Below are 15,603 nucleotides of genomic sequence, written 5' to 3'. Positions count from 1 at the left end.
ATCTCCTATTTAATTTATTTTGATACAAAATCGGTTAGTAATTATATTATATTTATAATACTAATCAATCTTGTATCATTTAATATTATTACTAAGTGTGTTATGGCGACTTTTTGCTTCTTTTGTGTCGCGGCATGGTGAAATAAATTGCAAAGCAATTTTTTTAACATGTTTGTACAAAAGAAGGGTTTTCGTCATTTACGTTTAAAATGATGCAAGATAAGCAATATTTATGTTTTCTCTTTATATTATAGGGGGGGTGCTTTTCACCTTAATTCCAGCATTATATGTGAAATTGCAATACAACACCCTCGTCCCCGCAATATGAGTTAAATATGTATACCGTATGAAATAGCAAAGAATTAGTAAGAATTATGTTTATAGAGGTATTTCTTTCGTACGAGAATGTATGTCTATCGTACGAAATTATATGTATATAAAACTCAAAGAATTTTGTTAATAAAGGTAATTCTCCCCCTGAAAGGTTATAACCACCGTACGAGAATATATTTAGGTATAAAATTCATATTTTATATTGATTATCTATCCAGGAATAATAGTAACAATACATCAAAAATAAGTCAATTTAATGAAAAAAACGTTAAAATTAACATATGTATATTGTTAAATAATACTTTAATACTATACGAAGTAGTATATAACGATAGTTATGTATTACTTAACTTTTGATAATGTATAAATCTATGGTGAAAATCTATGATTTAAAATAGAAAAATAAATTTGTTTATTTTTGAATAAATTATGTATCTCATTTGACTCTATCCAACTGATTTAAAATGTTGTGTCAGTGTTTACGATAATTACTTCTTTTTAGGAAGTAGTGTTACTCACAAATTATTCGTATTGCAACAACCACTTTTCAAAACTAAGAGAGGTGGTTGCTAGAGAAACTTACTAAAGAAATCACCGTATATGGAGCTTTCTACAAACTACATTTTGGACAAGAAAACGAATATGTATTATTGAATCGTGATAACAAACCAATGACAGACTACTCAATTTCACAGGTATTTGATAACTTACGTTTAAAGATGAATTATAAAGATGTACGTGTTAGTCAACATACTTTTAGACATACGTTTTGTCACAGGCTGGCTATGAGTGGTATTTCAGCATTTGCAATTCAATAGATGCTGCGACATAAGAACATTTCTGTTACGATGCGATGTGGGGAAATGAGCTTAAAAAAGAGAATAAAAAAAGTAATCCTTTGAATAATCTAGATTTCTAAATGAAGTTTACTTAAAAGAAGGAGCTGAAATGCTACTTTTTCAACACATAAAACACATTTCATTGATATAATAGTACTAATTTATGTATAAAATAGTTAATTGTAAAGGAGATGAGAATGGTAATTAAGGGGGAGCGAAGAGTGAGTGACTTAATTACTTTAGATGAAGTTAAATATTGGAATAAATAATGAGTGGTTGTGGGAGGGATACTTCTTCACCGAAAGATGCATTATTGGGTCATTGGGAATCTGAAGCCGCTGACTTATATATTTCTCGTGATAAAATAATTACCGTTTTAAAAGAGGATGGTAAAACGTTGGAAAATAAATACATAATTGTATCTTACAATGATAAGAAACGAAGCATTACAATTAAGCCTAAGAATAGTGAGGAGGATATAACTAATCTTGCTAATGTATTTCAGTTTAATAAAAACTATACAAGAATAAACGCTACGATTGATTTAAGTGAGTCCAGCTTTTCAGAATCTGATGAAGATACATATAAAAATATTGACCAAAAATATATGGACTCACAAGTTAATGAAATAAAATTTGTGGACAAAAAACAAGAACCAGAATAGAAAAGTTGGTAGTAATTGGTGTGTTAAATATAAATAGCCAAGAGTAAAGGTAATTACAATGGAAATAAAGGAAAGCTAATTGAATTAAAAAGTAAATCTATGAGTATGACGTATAGATTGTTACGGTACTATATATAGATTGTCGGATAGAAGGATTGAAATAGTATACATTGATTAATTAGCAAGGAGGGGTATTATGGGGAAATACGATTTTTCGGTATTATCATCGGATGAATTTGAAATACTATGTAAAGACATTCTAGAAGCTGAAAGTAATATAAAAATAGAGCATTTTAAAAGTGGAAAAGATGGTGGTATAGATTTGCGGTATATATCTGATGAAGAAGGAACCGTGATTGTACAATGTAAACGTTATGCCGACTTTTCATCATTAAAAGGCACATTAGATAAAGAAGTGTCTAAAGTTGAAAGATTGGCTCCACATAGATATATTATAATGACTTCAGCAGGATTGAGTCCATTAAATAAAAAACATATTATGGAGATATTTAAAGGTTATATTTTGAGTTCCGCTGATATTATTGGAGGAGATGAGCTGCAGGAGAAAATAAAGAAATACCCAGAAATCGAGCGTAAACATTATAAATTATGGTTAGCTAGCACTAGTGTTATGCAACATATTTTATACAGTGAGATTTTAAATGAGTCGGATTTTAATGAAGAAGTAATAAAAGAAAAAATAAAAACTTTTGTACCTAATTCGAGTTTTAATGAAGCATTAAAACTTATTGAAAAAAATAACGTTATTATTTTATCTGGAGCGCCTGGTGTAGGAAAAACAACTTTAGCACAAATGGTGTGTCTAAATTTCTTGAAAAAAGATTATAAGCTAATATCTATTGGAGAAAATATAGAATCAGCATTTAAATTATATACAAAAGATGAAAAGCAGATATTCTATTATGACGATTTTTTAGGTAGGAATTTTTTAGATAATTCTCTTGAGAAGAATGAAGATAGAAGAATTATAAATTTTATCAATAAGATAAGAAAATCTAAGAATAAAGTGTTCATTATGACTACTAGAGAATATATATTAAAGCAAGCTCAACAACAGTATGATATTTTAGAAGATGAAGAGCTGAATCATCATAAATATGTTATTGATGTTGGTCAATATACTACAGAGATAAAGGCGAAAATTTTATATAATCATCTTTTTTTCTCTGATATTTCTCAAGAATTTATTGAAGAAATAATATTGAAGAAGTCTTATAAAAAGATAATTAATCATAAAAATTATAATCCACGAATTGTAGAGTGGATGACAAAAGTAAATAGAACTGAAAACAGCACACCTCAAAAGTATAATAAAGAATTTATAGATAATTTAGATTATCCAAATCAAATATGGAAGTTTGCTTATGAAAATCATATTAATGAATATTCACAGTACATACTCTTATTATTAATGATTATGCAACATGATGGAGTTTTATTGAATGATTTAAAAGTTAATTTTGATTCTTTAAATAGAAATTTACAGAATAAGTTTTCTTTTTTAGATTTTAATAAAGGAATAAAGGAATTAGAACAATCCTTTATTAAAACTAATTGCTTATATGACAAACATTATGTGGATTTTCAGAATCCATCAGTTACTGATTTTATTATTAATTATATTAATAGTAATGAAAATATAGAGTTATACCGTATATTGTGGAAATCAACAAGATTTTTTAAAGCGATGAATAATATTTTTACTTTTAAAAGAGAAGAAGGAAAAATAGCTTTAGATTTATCATATGAAATTGAGTATTTAGAGAACATCCTTAATAGATTTTTTGAGTTTAATGAAAGTGAAACATTATATGGACAATTAGAAATTTTCAGCTACTTAGATAAAAATATAGAGTTTAATGAAAAAATGAAAAAAATATTAATTGATATTTATAAAAATGAAAATATTTTAAATAACCAGGAATATGTAACGTTGCTTATAAAATATAATAATATATTAACAAATGAAGATGAAATAGATTTATTTTCAATTTGTTCTCAACTAATTGATGACATTGAAGATGTTGTAAAATTAGATTTAATAATGGACTTGTATTATTCATTTCCAGAACCAATGGAAGAATGTTTATTTAATGAAAATATAGATATTGTTCTAGATAATGTGATTTTTTCTATAAGAACTACATTGGAAGAAGATATTGATAGTATTGATTATATTGAAGAAACGTTCACAAGAGTTGGAAGAGAATGTGGGTTTGATATAAAGCCTTATTTAAATGAAATAAATAAAATTTATGAGGAAGTAATGATAGATTTACAGTTTGATGGTTATGATGATTATATAAGTGATAGAGGTGATATTTTAGAGGGGAGATATGATGGTGAATCTCGAGATATGGGTGACGGATATGATTATCTATTCAGTGGATTATTAGATAAATAATAATTTAATATTTTCAAATTTCATCCATACCTCTCAAAATGTAGCATCTGTAGAAGCTCTGTTGTAGCATATGATTTTTTTCCAAAGGGAATTCTTAAATTAAGTATTTTCTTTTTGTTTTACAGGTCGTTGCGATATTCCATTTCTAGAAGCTTCCAGTTTTGAGAGTGGAATGATGAGTATTGTGAGTATTTACGGAGTGATTGGAAAATCACAAATTACATAATTAGTCGTGGTTAGAATATATTCAAATCCAAATGGGGGAGTTCAAGTGAAAAAAAAACTTCAAATTTTTATATCATCAACCTACGTTGATTTAAAAGATGAGAGACAGGCTGCGGTAGAAGCAATTCTTGATGCGGGTCATATTCCAGCGGGGATGGAATTATTTAAAGCAGGGAATGAAGACCAACTAAAAACAATAAAGCGTTGGATAGATGAATCAGATGTATATCTGCTGATTCTTGGTGGGAGGTATGGTAGTGTAGAAACAAAAAGTGGAAAAAGTTATACACACTTAGAGTATGAGTATGCCATAGAAAAAGGAATGCCTGTATTTGCAACTGTATTATCTGACTCTTGGCTATTTAACAAGGCTGCAAAAATAGGAGCGGAAAATGTATTCGAACAACAGGAGAAGGATAAATATAAGCAATTTAAAGATTTTGTCCATTCCAAAATGATTAGAAAGGTTGAAGACCTGAAAGACATTAAACTCTCTATTCATACAACGTTAAGTGAATTTAAGGACTTGTATAATTTCTCAGGGTGGGTTAAAGGTAGTGAATTAGAAGATAATACAGAACTAATTAAAGAAAATAGAGCCTTATTAAAAGAAAATAAAAAACTAAAGGAGTTAGTAGATAAGCAAGTCTCAACAAAAATGGTAGGTAACTTTGAATACAAGGAATTAAAAGAAACTTTAAAAAATAAAGAATTAACACTTCCAGTTAAAGAATTTGGAGATTATGGATATAAAAAAGATGAAATAATAAATTATCTTGAACTTTTTATTGATTTTCAAAATGCATTCGCAACGGGTGTTGAGAACAAAGTGGGAAGTAGTAATGCTGAAATATATCTATATTATCATGTTGCCCCTATACTAATGAGTTTCGGATTGCTTGAAAAGATTAAGGTTGCTGGAGCCAAGTATGAGAGAATTCAGGCTTCAAAAGACGGTCTAAAATTTCTAGCATTCGTTGACTTGGATACAAGCAAATAAATACACTAGTTTAAAGTAATAACTTGATAGTAAAGCATAACGACTCAGACTCTTTTGTTGAATTTATAATAAAAGCGTACATAAATTAATTCTATAAGTCAGAAAAAGATTCGGTATGGGTAGGATTATAATAAATAGGAATACAAAATAGGCTTGGTAAAAAAGGTTTTATTATAAAGATTCTAGTTGTAAAGGGAATATAATAGAAGATTATATTAAATTGAAAATATTGAATCATCTATGATAACTGGAGCAGCTTTAGGAACTTCAGTAGTTCATAGAGTTGAATCCTCCAAAGGGGACATAATACCTCAACTGCAGTATCTACTGTCTTAACACCTACACCAGATACTGCAGTTGAGGGGTTTCATTTGTATCTAAAAGAACCTGATATCTTGCTCAGCACCTCAAAACGGAACATCTGTAAAAATATTTAATTTAGAGAATTTCATTACAATATGATGGAGTTCTTTTTTTACTAATGGATGTATTACAGCAATTAGGATACTATTCAAATAACGACATTAACAATCGGGATGGCTTGCAATTAACAATCGTGCTTGTAATTAATAATCCATGAAAATAGCTTGAAACCTTGATATATCAACTATTATAAAGAATCACTAATGTGGGCGTATTTTCCACAATTTTGAAGGGTTAATGTACGGTATAACACTTTAGTTGGTTCATCCACACGCCACAAAGTTTTATAATGAAATCATAAGGGCGGAAGTAATATGGAGGTATTTCAGATGATTGAGGAAAGAATTAATCTTTATGTAGATGATTTAAGAGATTGCCCAAAAGGTTTTACTATCGCAAGAAATGTCGGAGAAGCAATACAATACATTGAAAAATATAAGATACACATTCTCTCCTTAGACCATGATTTAGGAGAAGATGAGAATGGAAACTTATTACTTAATGGTTATGATTTAGTGAAATATATTTGTGAAAATGGATTACGTGCAGATAAGATTTATATTCATACGGATAATGGTGTTGGAAGAGAAAACATGTTTCATACACTTAAAGCAGCTCAAAGAAGAGGGTTTATAGATACTGATATTGAGATTTATCATTATTCAATCACTCAAAATAAATACTCTGGTTAACGTTGCTAAGGAATTAGGAGTATCTAGACAAGCTCTGAACAGGTTAATCTAAGCGCATCAAAAAGTATGTTAAGGGACTCTTTTGAGTCTCTTTTCTTTTGTTATTGAAAGAGGATATTCCGACTTTTTAACTGGGGTCATGGAAAAGTTATAACCTTGGGAAATATACATTAAATTATGGGGTTGAAAATATTAATCCTCATGAACTAAGAAGGGGATTTGCAAAGAGTTTACTTAATAAAGGAGCAAATATAGCTTTAATCTCTAAAGTTCTAGGACATGCGAATTTAGCGGTTACAGATGAGGTAGCTAGAAATTTGAGAAGATTTATTTGAAAGGTATAAATGTGAACTTCAGTCTTAATATATTCAACGATTATAAATAAAATGTTAGTCCACATACAATCTACCATAGAATGGCATGTCAGCCTTTACGATTCAAAATATGATGCGACACAGGACCCATAACAAAAATTACAATAACTAGAATGAGATAGAAGGACAATAATTTTCTTTTTATCCATCTACCTGCATCTCCTTTTAGTATTGGTAACTAATGATTACTTTTTAAGGCTACGGTTTCTAACAGAATTTTATATTTGTGGGATTATCGTAGGTTTGAAATAAAACTTGTGGCTTATTAATAATATATTTCTTCAAATTCAACAAAAGAACAGCTATCCTATTGGTTAACGCAACTATTTCTTCGGAATATAATGGTATAATAGTCATAAAAGTAATTTGTAGGGGGTTATCCTAATTATATTAAATCGAGTTTCTTATGCTGGTGAAGTAATATTAACTATTTTACATAAAGGTTTGGATAACCAAATTAATGCAAATAGAAATCTATATAAAAAAGAAAAAATAGGGTACCATAATTTAATTTTTGAAGAAAAATTTGTTAATGATGATTTCCTAGAGAATATTAATGATTTTATATTTATTGAAAAAGGCTTTTTAGTACCAGAACACGAGTTGAATCCTTATTCACACGGGGCTTGTACCTCTTTAAAAAGATATGTATCCACAAAGCCAAGAAAAATAATAAAAACATTTGATAATAAATTCGAACTTAAAATTGCATTAAAAGATTTACTAAGTATTAATAGTTTTATAAAGAAATATACAGGGCTTAATCTTAACTATAATCCAATTCTATATGGAGATACGTTATTATATGAACATTCAAATGTACATTACCAACTGAATGATAATAACGGTATAACTTTAAGTAACGTTAAAGAAAACTCAATAGTAATTGTTAGGTTTAAAAATGAAAGATTAATCGTATCTTCTGAGGTGAAATTAATTGAAAAATTAACACCTAAAATAGAAATAAACCTCACTGAGGAGTGGCAGGCATTTGATATTGAAATTTATAGAAACAATAATCTAGTGTATTTTAATTATGATGTTTCATTTATGAGAAGATTACATCTAAATATGAGTGTTTCCAATAGACCTAAGAAAATCAAATTAAATCAGTTAGATGAATTTTTTGAATTAAAGACTAGCTCTAATACACAAGAAACAATAATTGGGGAAGCCATTGGTGAATTGGAAGAATTATTCGTAAAATCAAATTATGAAATGAGAAAAAAACTTTTAGAGGAGCAAGAAAAAGAAAATATTACATTCATTAGACCAGGTGAAACTAAAAAATCTATAAAGATTATTTCTGAATATATACAGCAAAAACAAGAAGAATTATGGATTTTTGACCCTTATTTCACCGATAAAAATAGATTTAAAAAAAGTTTAGATTGGCTTAGAATTATTTATCAATGTTCCTCATATCCAAAGAATATTATTTTCTTCTGCAAAAATGAAGATAAAGCTTATAATTTCAATACAATTAAAGAAGCAATTAAACAAGATACACAATTAATAGAATTAGTAGAAAATAAATTGTTTAATATGAATTTTATAGAAATCAAATCTCCTATACACGATAGATTTATAATAGGTAAAAATGAAAATAGTTATTCAGGTTTGACAATTGGAACTTCATTAAATTCAATTGATAGTAACCATTTTTGTATTAGTGTTTTAAATCATTCAGCAGCAAAGAAAATTTTAACTGAACTTACTGAATATATAAATGAGTCAAATATCATAGGCAATTGTAGCCTTTAGTTTGAGTGGTGATTTTTTTGGATAATACAACAATTCAAGAACTTGCTAAAATAATAAATGATAATTGGATAGAAAAAAATCAAGATAATAAAGAAAAAATTAATAAGGTTCTTAAAAGGAAATCTTTAAAACATGTTCTTTCAGAATTAACTGAGGCTATAAATACATCAAAAATATTAGATAAAAATAAGGCTACATTATTTGTCGTACTTGCATTACTTAGAAGGAATTTAGACTGTAAAGAAGAATTAGGACAATATCTGGCTCAATATGGAATGATTAACTTTCTTTACGGGGGATTGATTCAATTCTTAAATGGAAAATCAGAATCATTTAAAATTGAGATAAAATGGAACATATATGATAATAGCAATTGCTATGAATTTATATTTAGATTTCCAGCACCAGAATATTGGAGATTTATCGATTTAATTTTGGCTGCATCAATATTATTAGAAGAAAATCATTCAGATAAATTTGAAAGTGTTTTACTAAAGGATAAATCAAACCTTTTGTTATTGAATAGTATTCATAATCATAAATTTATCCCGAGTGAAAAATTCATAATAAATTTACTGAATGAAAATAGTAACTTAAGGCGTAGTATTGGACTTTATATGCTAATAAATCCTATTGAGGAAATACTTAAAAATAAAGCGAATAATAGAAAAAATTATAAAACTTTATTAAATGAAAAAATTGAATTTGCTTCTAAAATGATTATTACTTTACCAGACTATATTCAAGCAGAACTTTTAGTGAACTATTTTTTATATAATAAAAGGGCAGATACCTTTCTTTCTTTTTTAGCAAAGTTAATGATTAATCCTATATTAACGGAGAGTTTGATTAATGAAATTAACTCTCCAAAAGTAAAAATCCTAGATGATTTAGTTATTTTATTAACAGTTATAAGAAAATCAAGAAGTAAATATCCAAAAAAACATAAATGTAAAGAAAAATTATATAATGCAATTACAAAAAAAATTCAAGATTTTATAAAAACAGATTCAGGTATTTATTCTTGGGATGAATTATCAGAATATCAATTTGGGGTTATATGTAACTTGCTACCTAAAAAAAATAAAGTTTCTCTTAAAGTGTTTATTCAAAAAATAAGTCGAAATTTAATGATTTCAAAGTTAGACGAATTAGTTAGATATGAAATGTATCTAAAAGATATAAGTAAATTATTAATTCTAAGTGGAATGGAAAAAATTGTTAACTCTAATTTGAGCAACAAAAGTATTTATTAGCTACACCAACAGCTTCACATGCCAGAACAACGAGTACCAAAACCACTGTTGCTACTAAAACTCTGCATGCTAGACTCGTAACAAGTCTAAGTAAACCAGAGACTCCAAATCAAACAGAAGAAATAGAAGGTAGAGTACAGCGGTCATAAAGAATTCTAAAGGAGGAACGTATACAATCGAAATTAAAAGAACTTCATTACAATATGGTGGAGTTCTTTTTTATTAATGGAAATATTATAGCAATTAGGGTACTATTTAGATATCGACATTAACAATCATGAGAAGGTACAATACATAATCCTACATGCAATTAGTAATCCTTTAAAATGCGTATAAACATTGATATAACAACATTCTTAAAGAATCACTAATGGGTGGCGGATTTACGATTGATAATCCAAATGCTATCGCTTCATGTGGTTGTGGGACTTCGTTTAGAACAGCCAAAACAGAAGGTACTCCTGAAAGCTGTTAATTTAAAAAAACTATATAAAAAACCTCCGCATTTTAAAAAAATGAGGAGGTTTTTATTTATTCGTGGATACTTTATTTTTTTAAGGGAATAAATAAACTAATAGTTAGCATAAAATCAGTTGCATATGAATGAATTTTATGCATGTATGAATCATAATGATAAATTGACAAAAATTATTAAATTATACTAAAAGGAATAAAAATAAAAAAACAACCCTGAAATAGTAACTTAATTCGCTCGTTTTTTCAACAATACTCTATTGAAATCAGTTAACAAAAGGTCTAATATAGTATGTAGGTATTTTGTCGAAAAATAGACACACTGATGGTGGAGATGAAGTATGTAAAATACTTCTTTTTTATTGGTCAGAGAATATAAAATTTAAAGGTGGTTTCGATTCTAGTGAATAGACCGAAAATATTAATATTGGGTGCAGGATATGGTGGCTTAACAACAGCTGTTAACTTGCAAAAGAAAATTGGTTCTAACGTAGCCGATATTACAATTGTAAACAAAAACTCATACCACTATGAGTCAACTTGGTTACATGAGGCTTCAGCAGGAACTCTATCTCCAGAGAAAGTGCGTTATGACATTCAAAGTGTGTTAAATAACAAAGTTAACTTTGTTCAAGCAGCTGTTGAATCTATTGACGCTACAAATAAAAAAGTAATTACAGATGCAGGTGAAATGTCTTACGATTACCTAGTAGTAGGTCTTGGTTTCGAAGGTGAAACTTTCGGTATCGAAGGTTTAGATAAATTTGCGTTTGGTATTTCTGATGTAAACGAAGCTCGTAAACTTCGTGATCATATTAACTCTCAATTCGCTGAGTGGGCATCACAAGCTCCATCTGAAAAAGATGATACGTTATTAACAATCGTTGTTGGTGGCGCAGGGTTTACAGGTATCGAATTCCTTGGTGAATTAGCTAACCGTATTCCAGAGCTTTGCAAAGAATACGATGCACCTCAAGAAAAAGTACGCGTTATCTGTGTAGAAGCAGCTCCAACTGTATTACCTATGTTCTCTCGTGAATTAGTAGAATACGCTGTTGGTTACCTAACTAAAAAAGGTATCGAATTCTCAATCGGTACTCCAGTAGTTCAAGCTACTCCAGAAGGCGTTAAAATTAAAAAAGGCGAGGAAGAATTCGAATTCATCAAAGCTGGTACTGTAGTATGGGCTGCTGGTGTTCGTGGTTCTCGCATTGTTGAAGAATCAGATATCCCATCAAAACGTGCACGCGTTGCAGTTGATAAAGACTTACGTGTACCTGGATTCCCTGAAGTATTCATCGTTGGTGACTGTGCATTCTTAATGAACGAAGAAGCTGGTCGTCCTTACCCAACAACAGCTCAAATCGCTATGCAACAAGCAATTACAGTTGCTGAAAACCTTATTGCTTTAATCGAAGGCAAAGACACTAAAGAATTCGTACCAGCACTTAAAGGTACTGTATGTTCTCTTGGTGATTCTGACGCAATCGGTGAAGTATTCGGTAAAGAAATCACTGGTAAACCAGCTTCATTCATGAAAAAAGTAATCGATAACCGTGCACTTTACATGGTTGGTGGCGCTGGCTTAGTTCTTAAAAAAGGTAAATTCAACGTACTATAATTGTACCTTTCACGCTCCCTTCAGTTATTATAACTGTAGGGAGTTTTTTATTGGGAGGTAATGTCATTGGATAAACAAGACCGTATGAAAGTTTGGTTAGGTGTATCAGGTTTAGTAGAGAATAATAATGGTGAATTGCTTGTAGTGATGAAGCGTTATGGTGGTCTTGATGGTAAATGGTCATTACCTGCTGGTTTTGTACAGCCAGCTGAAACAGCAGATCAAGCTGTAATTAGAGAAATAAAAGAAGAAACAGGAATCGATGCTACTATTCTAGGCTTAATTGGTTTACGGACAGGCGTAATAAAAAATGATATAAGTGATAATATGGCCGTTTTTCATTTAATAGTGAACGATCCTTTACAGCAAGTTGTTGCACAATTAGATGAATTATATGAAGCATGTTGGATGTCCCCATTAGCCTTAAAAGAGGACGAGCGTACGTCGTTAATGATACTAGAGTTATTAAAAACAGAAATAAATGCTCGTAAAAGTGCTTTAGATAATTTAGAACCAGATAATATATTTGGTTATACCTCATATAAATTGTTTTTCTAGTAATATTTGAATTATGACAAAGCTTTGAAATTACTTACTAGTCGTTGAAAGCATTGTTCCAATCATGTACACTTATGAGAGGAAAAATGGAGGTTTCGAATATATGGCTGGTTCATTTTCAATTGTACAATTGGTATTATCAATGATATTATTCCTCGTTATGTTCTTTGGTATCGGGTTCTTAATCAATATGTTACTCCGTGCTACTTGGTTCATGGCGATTGTCTACCCAATAGTTGTCATCTTCATTGTTGATGAAGTTGGTTTTTTCGATTATTTCTTTAAGCCAGGAACGGCATTTCCGGCATTAGGGGATAAACTAGTATCATTACAATTAGTTGATATTCTTATTCTAGCAAGTGGACTTGCAGGCGCTATTATTGCAGGTTTAGTAATGAAAGCACTACGAAAAAACGGCTATCGTATGTTCTAATTCGAACGATCGATACACAAAAAAGCAGTGTCACGATTTTAAATCGGACACTGCTTTTTTACATTTTAAAAGATTGTATAGATGATAACTGAAATGAGTATACCAGTTAAACTTCCAAAGAATACTTCGCTTGGTCTATGCCCTAATAGTGTTTTTAGTTCTTGTATTTTTTCTTCTTCATTTTTATTAATCCAGCCTTTTGCTTCATTGACGAAAACTTGGAAATCTTTACGCAGTTGATTTATTATGACTGCTTGTTGTCCTGCTTGATAACGTATACCAGTGGCATCAAACATAACGATAATAGCAAATACGGTGGAAGCTGCAAACAATGGTGAATCCAAACCACTTTCAAAGCCAATAGCTGTTGTAAGAGCTGATACAGCCGCAGAATGTGAGCTTGGCATGCCACCAGTAGACGTGAAAAGTGACCAATCGATCTTTTTTGTTGCAATGAAATGAATAGGGATTTTAACAAATTGTGCAAAGATAATTGCAAAAAGTGAGGAGAGCAGGGGAATATTTTGAAGCAGTTCCACTAAATCAGCACCTTTCTAGCCGGAAATAAGTTAGTAATACTATAACATAGGACAGAACATTGAAAAAACTCTAAGCAAATTCGGAATCCGAAAATTTCGTGTGGTGTAATGTTTTTGATATAATGGAATTGATAATAAAGGAATGGAGGATTCAGATGAATATTAATAAAGAAGGTCAAACATTTCAATCGATACAATCAGAAATATTAATTGTTGGTGTATCTAAGAATCAAGAACAGTTAGTAGGGTGGTTAGATTTCGTAGAAGTCTTTGGCAATCCAATTACAGAATGGATTAAAGAGGGAGATATTGCTACAGATCTAAAAAAACTAACGAAAATCCCAAGTTTAATACCAACAACTCAAGTGAAGCGTATACTATTTGTTGGACTAGGAGACCGCAAAACGATAAGCACAGATGAATTACGTGAATCATTCGGCTTAGTAGGAAAAGAACTACATAAACTAAAAGCTAAAAAAGTTACATTATGGGTAGATTCATTTGTAACCGCTGACATTGATTCGACAGAAGTATCAATTATTGCTGCTGAAGGTGCGGGTTTAGGTTATTATAACGTACAAAACTATAAAACGTCGTCAAATGCAATCGATGTGAAAATAGAAGAAGTTAGTTTCATTACGACAGCAGATATGCAAGAAATAGTGGCTGGTTTTGAAGTAGGACAAGTATATGCTGAAGCTGTAAATGAAGCACGTACTTTAGTGAATTTACCAGGTAATATATTAACTTCTGCAAAATTAGCAGATTATGCGGAAGAGCTTGCTAAACAATACGATTTCGAAATCGAAATTTTAAACAAAGCTCAATTAGAAGAACTAGGAATGGGTGCTATTTTAGCTGTCAATAAAGGTTCAGTAGAAGAACCACGTGTTATTACGATAAAATACCAAGCAACAGATAAATGGGAAGATGTCATTGGTCTAGTTGGTAAAGGTGTAACATTTGATACGGGTGGCTATTCTATTAAAACTAAAACAGGACTAGTTGGTATGAAAGGTGATATGGGCGGAGCGGCTGCTGTACTTGGCGCAATGAGAATAATTGGCGAATTACGTCCAAGCAAAAATGTCATAGCTGTTATTGGTTCAACAGATAATATGATCTCAGGTGAAGCTTTCAAACCTGATGATGTAATTACATCATATAGTGGAAAAACTGTTGAGATATTAAATACTGATGCGGAAGGTCGTCTTGTATTGGCAGATGCTGTAACTTATGCAAAACAACAAGGCGCAAACTATATTATCGATGTGGCAACATTAACCGGGGGAGTCATTACAGCTCTTGGTTATGATAAAACAGGTGCTTTAACTAATGATGAGACTTTATTTGAGACATTCCTTGAGGCTTCTTTAGAAGCAGGAGAATTTGTATGGCGATTACCATTAACTGAAAACGATAAAAAACGAATTCGTAAAAGTGATGTAGCGGATTTAAACAATTCTCCAGGTTCTGACGGGCATATGATTTTCGGAGGAGGCTTTGTAGGAGAATTCGTTGGTGATACACCTTGGATTCATTTAGATATAGCTGGAACTTCGGATGCTCATGGGGCACATGATTTAGGTCCTAAAGGTGGAACTGGTGTAATGGTACGCACTCTAGCAACATTTATAGAACGTTTAGCAAAGGAAGATATATAGTGTAATAGGCTAAGACCTAGCTGCTCTTTACTATGAAACATAGAATAGAGCAGAAAGGAGGAGGCTTATGTTTCCATTTTTCGGCGGACCATTTTTTGGTGGCTTTCTTGGTGGTCTAGTCGGTTCATCATTTAGACCACGTCAACCTTACAATCGATTTTATGGCCCAAACTACGGCCCAAACTACGGCCCGAACTTTGGCCCAAATTACGGCCCGAATTTTGGTCCGATCTACGGTCCACAATGCGGACCTCCGTTTGGACCTCCATGTGGTAGACCTTACTGGTAAAATAAAAAGCTTTTGTCCCATTAATATGGA

Annotated in this window: 13 protein-coding genes and 2 pseudogenes; 14 read left to right on the top strand and 1 reads right to left on the bottom strand. The window is 30.6% G+C overall.

What is annotated here, in order from left to right; all coding sequences use genetic code 11:
* Positions 1 to 899: 899 nt before the first annotated feature.
* The 12 genes and pseudogenes from AMD00_RS19095 (at position 900) to AMD00_RS19050 (ending at position 13,081) form a co-directional block, all read left to right on the top strand.
* Entirely contained in the window at positions 900 to 1,151 is a 252-nt protein-coding gene (locus tag AMD00_RS19095; protein ID WP_053418620.1) for a tyrosine-type recombinase/integrase, read from the top strand.
* A gap of 289 nt (positions 1,152 to 1,440) precedes the next feature.
* Entirely contained in the window at positions 1,441 to 1,836 is a 396-nt protein-coding gene (locus AMD00_RS19090) for a hypothetical protein (protein WP_157059303.1), read from the top strand.
* A gap of 196 nt (positions 1,837 to 2,032) precedes the next feature.
* On the top strand, positions 2,033 to 4,261 hold the full coding sequence (locus AMD00_RS19085) for an nSTAND3 domain-containing NTPase (protein ID WP_053418618.1): 2,229 nt from the start codon (positions 2,033 to 2,035) through the stop codon (positions 4,259 to 4,261).
* Between the two features lie 271 nt (positions 4,262 to 4,532).
* Positions 4,533 to 5,486 (top strand): DUF4062 domain-containing protein, encoded by a 954-nt coding sequence (locus AMD00_RS19080; RefSeq protein WP_053418617.1) that lies wholly within the window; start codon positions 4,533 to 4,535, stop codon positions 5,484 to 5,486.
* 752 nt (positions 5,487 to 6,238) lie between these two features.
* The gene (locus AMD00_RS19075; RefSeq protein WP_211258676.1) at positions 6,239 to 6,601 is read left to right on the top strand and encodes a cyclic-phosphate processing receiver domain-containing protein; all 363 of its coding nucleotides are present in this window, start codon (positions 6,239 to 6,241) and stop codon (positions 6,599 to 6,601) included.
* Positions 6,602 to 6,756: 155 nt separating this feature from the next.
* Positions 6,757 to 6,936, top strand: a pseudogene (locus AMD00_RS22995) (tyrosine-type recombinase/integrase); the annotation flags it as partial.
* Positions 6,937 to 7,419: 483 nt separating this feature from the next.
* Positions 7,420 to 8,739 carry a hypothetical protein gene (locus AMD00_RS19070; protein ID WP_053418616.1) on the top strand — a complete coding sequence of 440 codons (1,320 nt, stop codon included), beginning with the start codon at positions 7,420 to 7,422 and terminating at the stop codon, positions 8,737 to 8,739.
* 17 nt (positions 8,740 to 8,756) lie between these two features.
* The gene (locus tag AMD00_RS19065; protein WP_053418615.1) at positions 8,757 to 9,995 is read left to right on the top strand and encodes a hypothetical protein; all 1,239 of its coding nucleotides are present in this window, start codon (positions 8,757 to 8,759) and stop codon (positions 9,993 to 9,995) included.
* A gap of 358 nt (positions 9,996 to 10,353) precedes the next feature.
* Positions 10,354 to 10,470, top strand: a pseudogene (locus AMD00_RS22990) (iron-sulfur cluster assembly accessory protein); the annotation flags it as partial.
* A gap of 402 nt (positions 10,471 to 10,872) precedes the next feature.
* Entirely contained in the window at positions 10,873 to 12,090 is a 1,218-nt protein-coding gene (locus AMD00_RS19060; RefSeq protein WP_053418614.1) for an NAD(P)/FAD-dependent oxidoreductase, read from the top strand.
* A gap of 66 nt (positions 12,091 to 12,156) precedes the next feature.
* Positions 12,157 to 12,648, top strand: a complete 492-nt coding sequence (locus AMD00_RS19055; protein ID WP_407701129.1) for an NUDIX domain-containing protein — start codon at positions 12,157 to 12,159, stop codon at positions 12,646 to 12,648.
* 103 nt (positions 12,649 to 12,751) lie between these two features.
* The gene (locus tag AMD00_RS19050; protein ID WP_053418612.1) at positions 12,752 to 13,081 is read left to right on the top strand and encodes a YuiB family protein; all 330 of its coding nucleotides are present in this window, start codon (positions 12,752 to 12,754) and stop codon (positions 13,079 to 13,081) included.
* Positions 13,082 to 13,146: 65 nt separating this feature from the next.
* Here AMD00_RS19050 and AMD00_RS19045 read toward each other — a convergent pair whose 3' ends face one another.
* Positions 13,147 to 13,620 (bottom strand): divergent PAP2 family protein, encoded by a 474-nt coding sequence (locus AMD00_RS19045; RefSeq protein WP_053418611.1) that lies wholly within the window; start codon positions 13,618 to 13,620, stop codon positions 13,147 to 13,149.
* 155 nt (positions 13,621 to 13,775) lie between these two features.
* On the opposite strand from AMD00_RS19045, the gene AMD00_RS19040 reads away from it, so the two are divergent.
* Together AMD00_RS19040 and AMD00_RS19035 are read left to right on the top strand one after the other, a co-directional pair.
* On the top strand, positions 13,776 to 15,284 hold the full coding sequence (locus AMD00_RS19040) for a leucyl aminopeptidase (RefSeq protein WP_053418610.1): 1,509 nt from the start codon (positions 13,776 to 13,778) through the stop codon (positions 15,282 to 15,284).
* Between the two features lie 67 nt (positions 15,285 to 15,351).
* Entirely contained in the window at positions 15,352 to 15,573 is a 222-nt protein-coding gene (locus tag AMD00_RS19035) for a hypothetical protein (protein WP_053418609.1), read from the top strand.
* Positions 15,574 to 15,603 lie beyond the last annotated feature (30 nt).

It is taken from the genome of Viridibacillus arvi (assembly GCF_001274945.1).
Lineage (GTDB): Bacteria > Bacillota > Bacilli > Bacillales_A > Planococcaceae > Viridibacillus > Viridibacillus arvi.
Note: the sequence above shows the minus strand (reverse complement) of the source record. Positions and strands in the feature narration are given on the sequence as shown.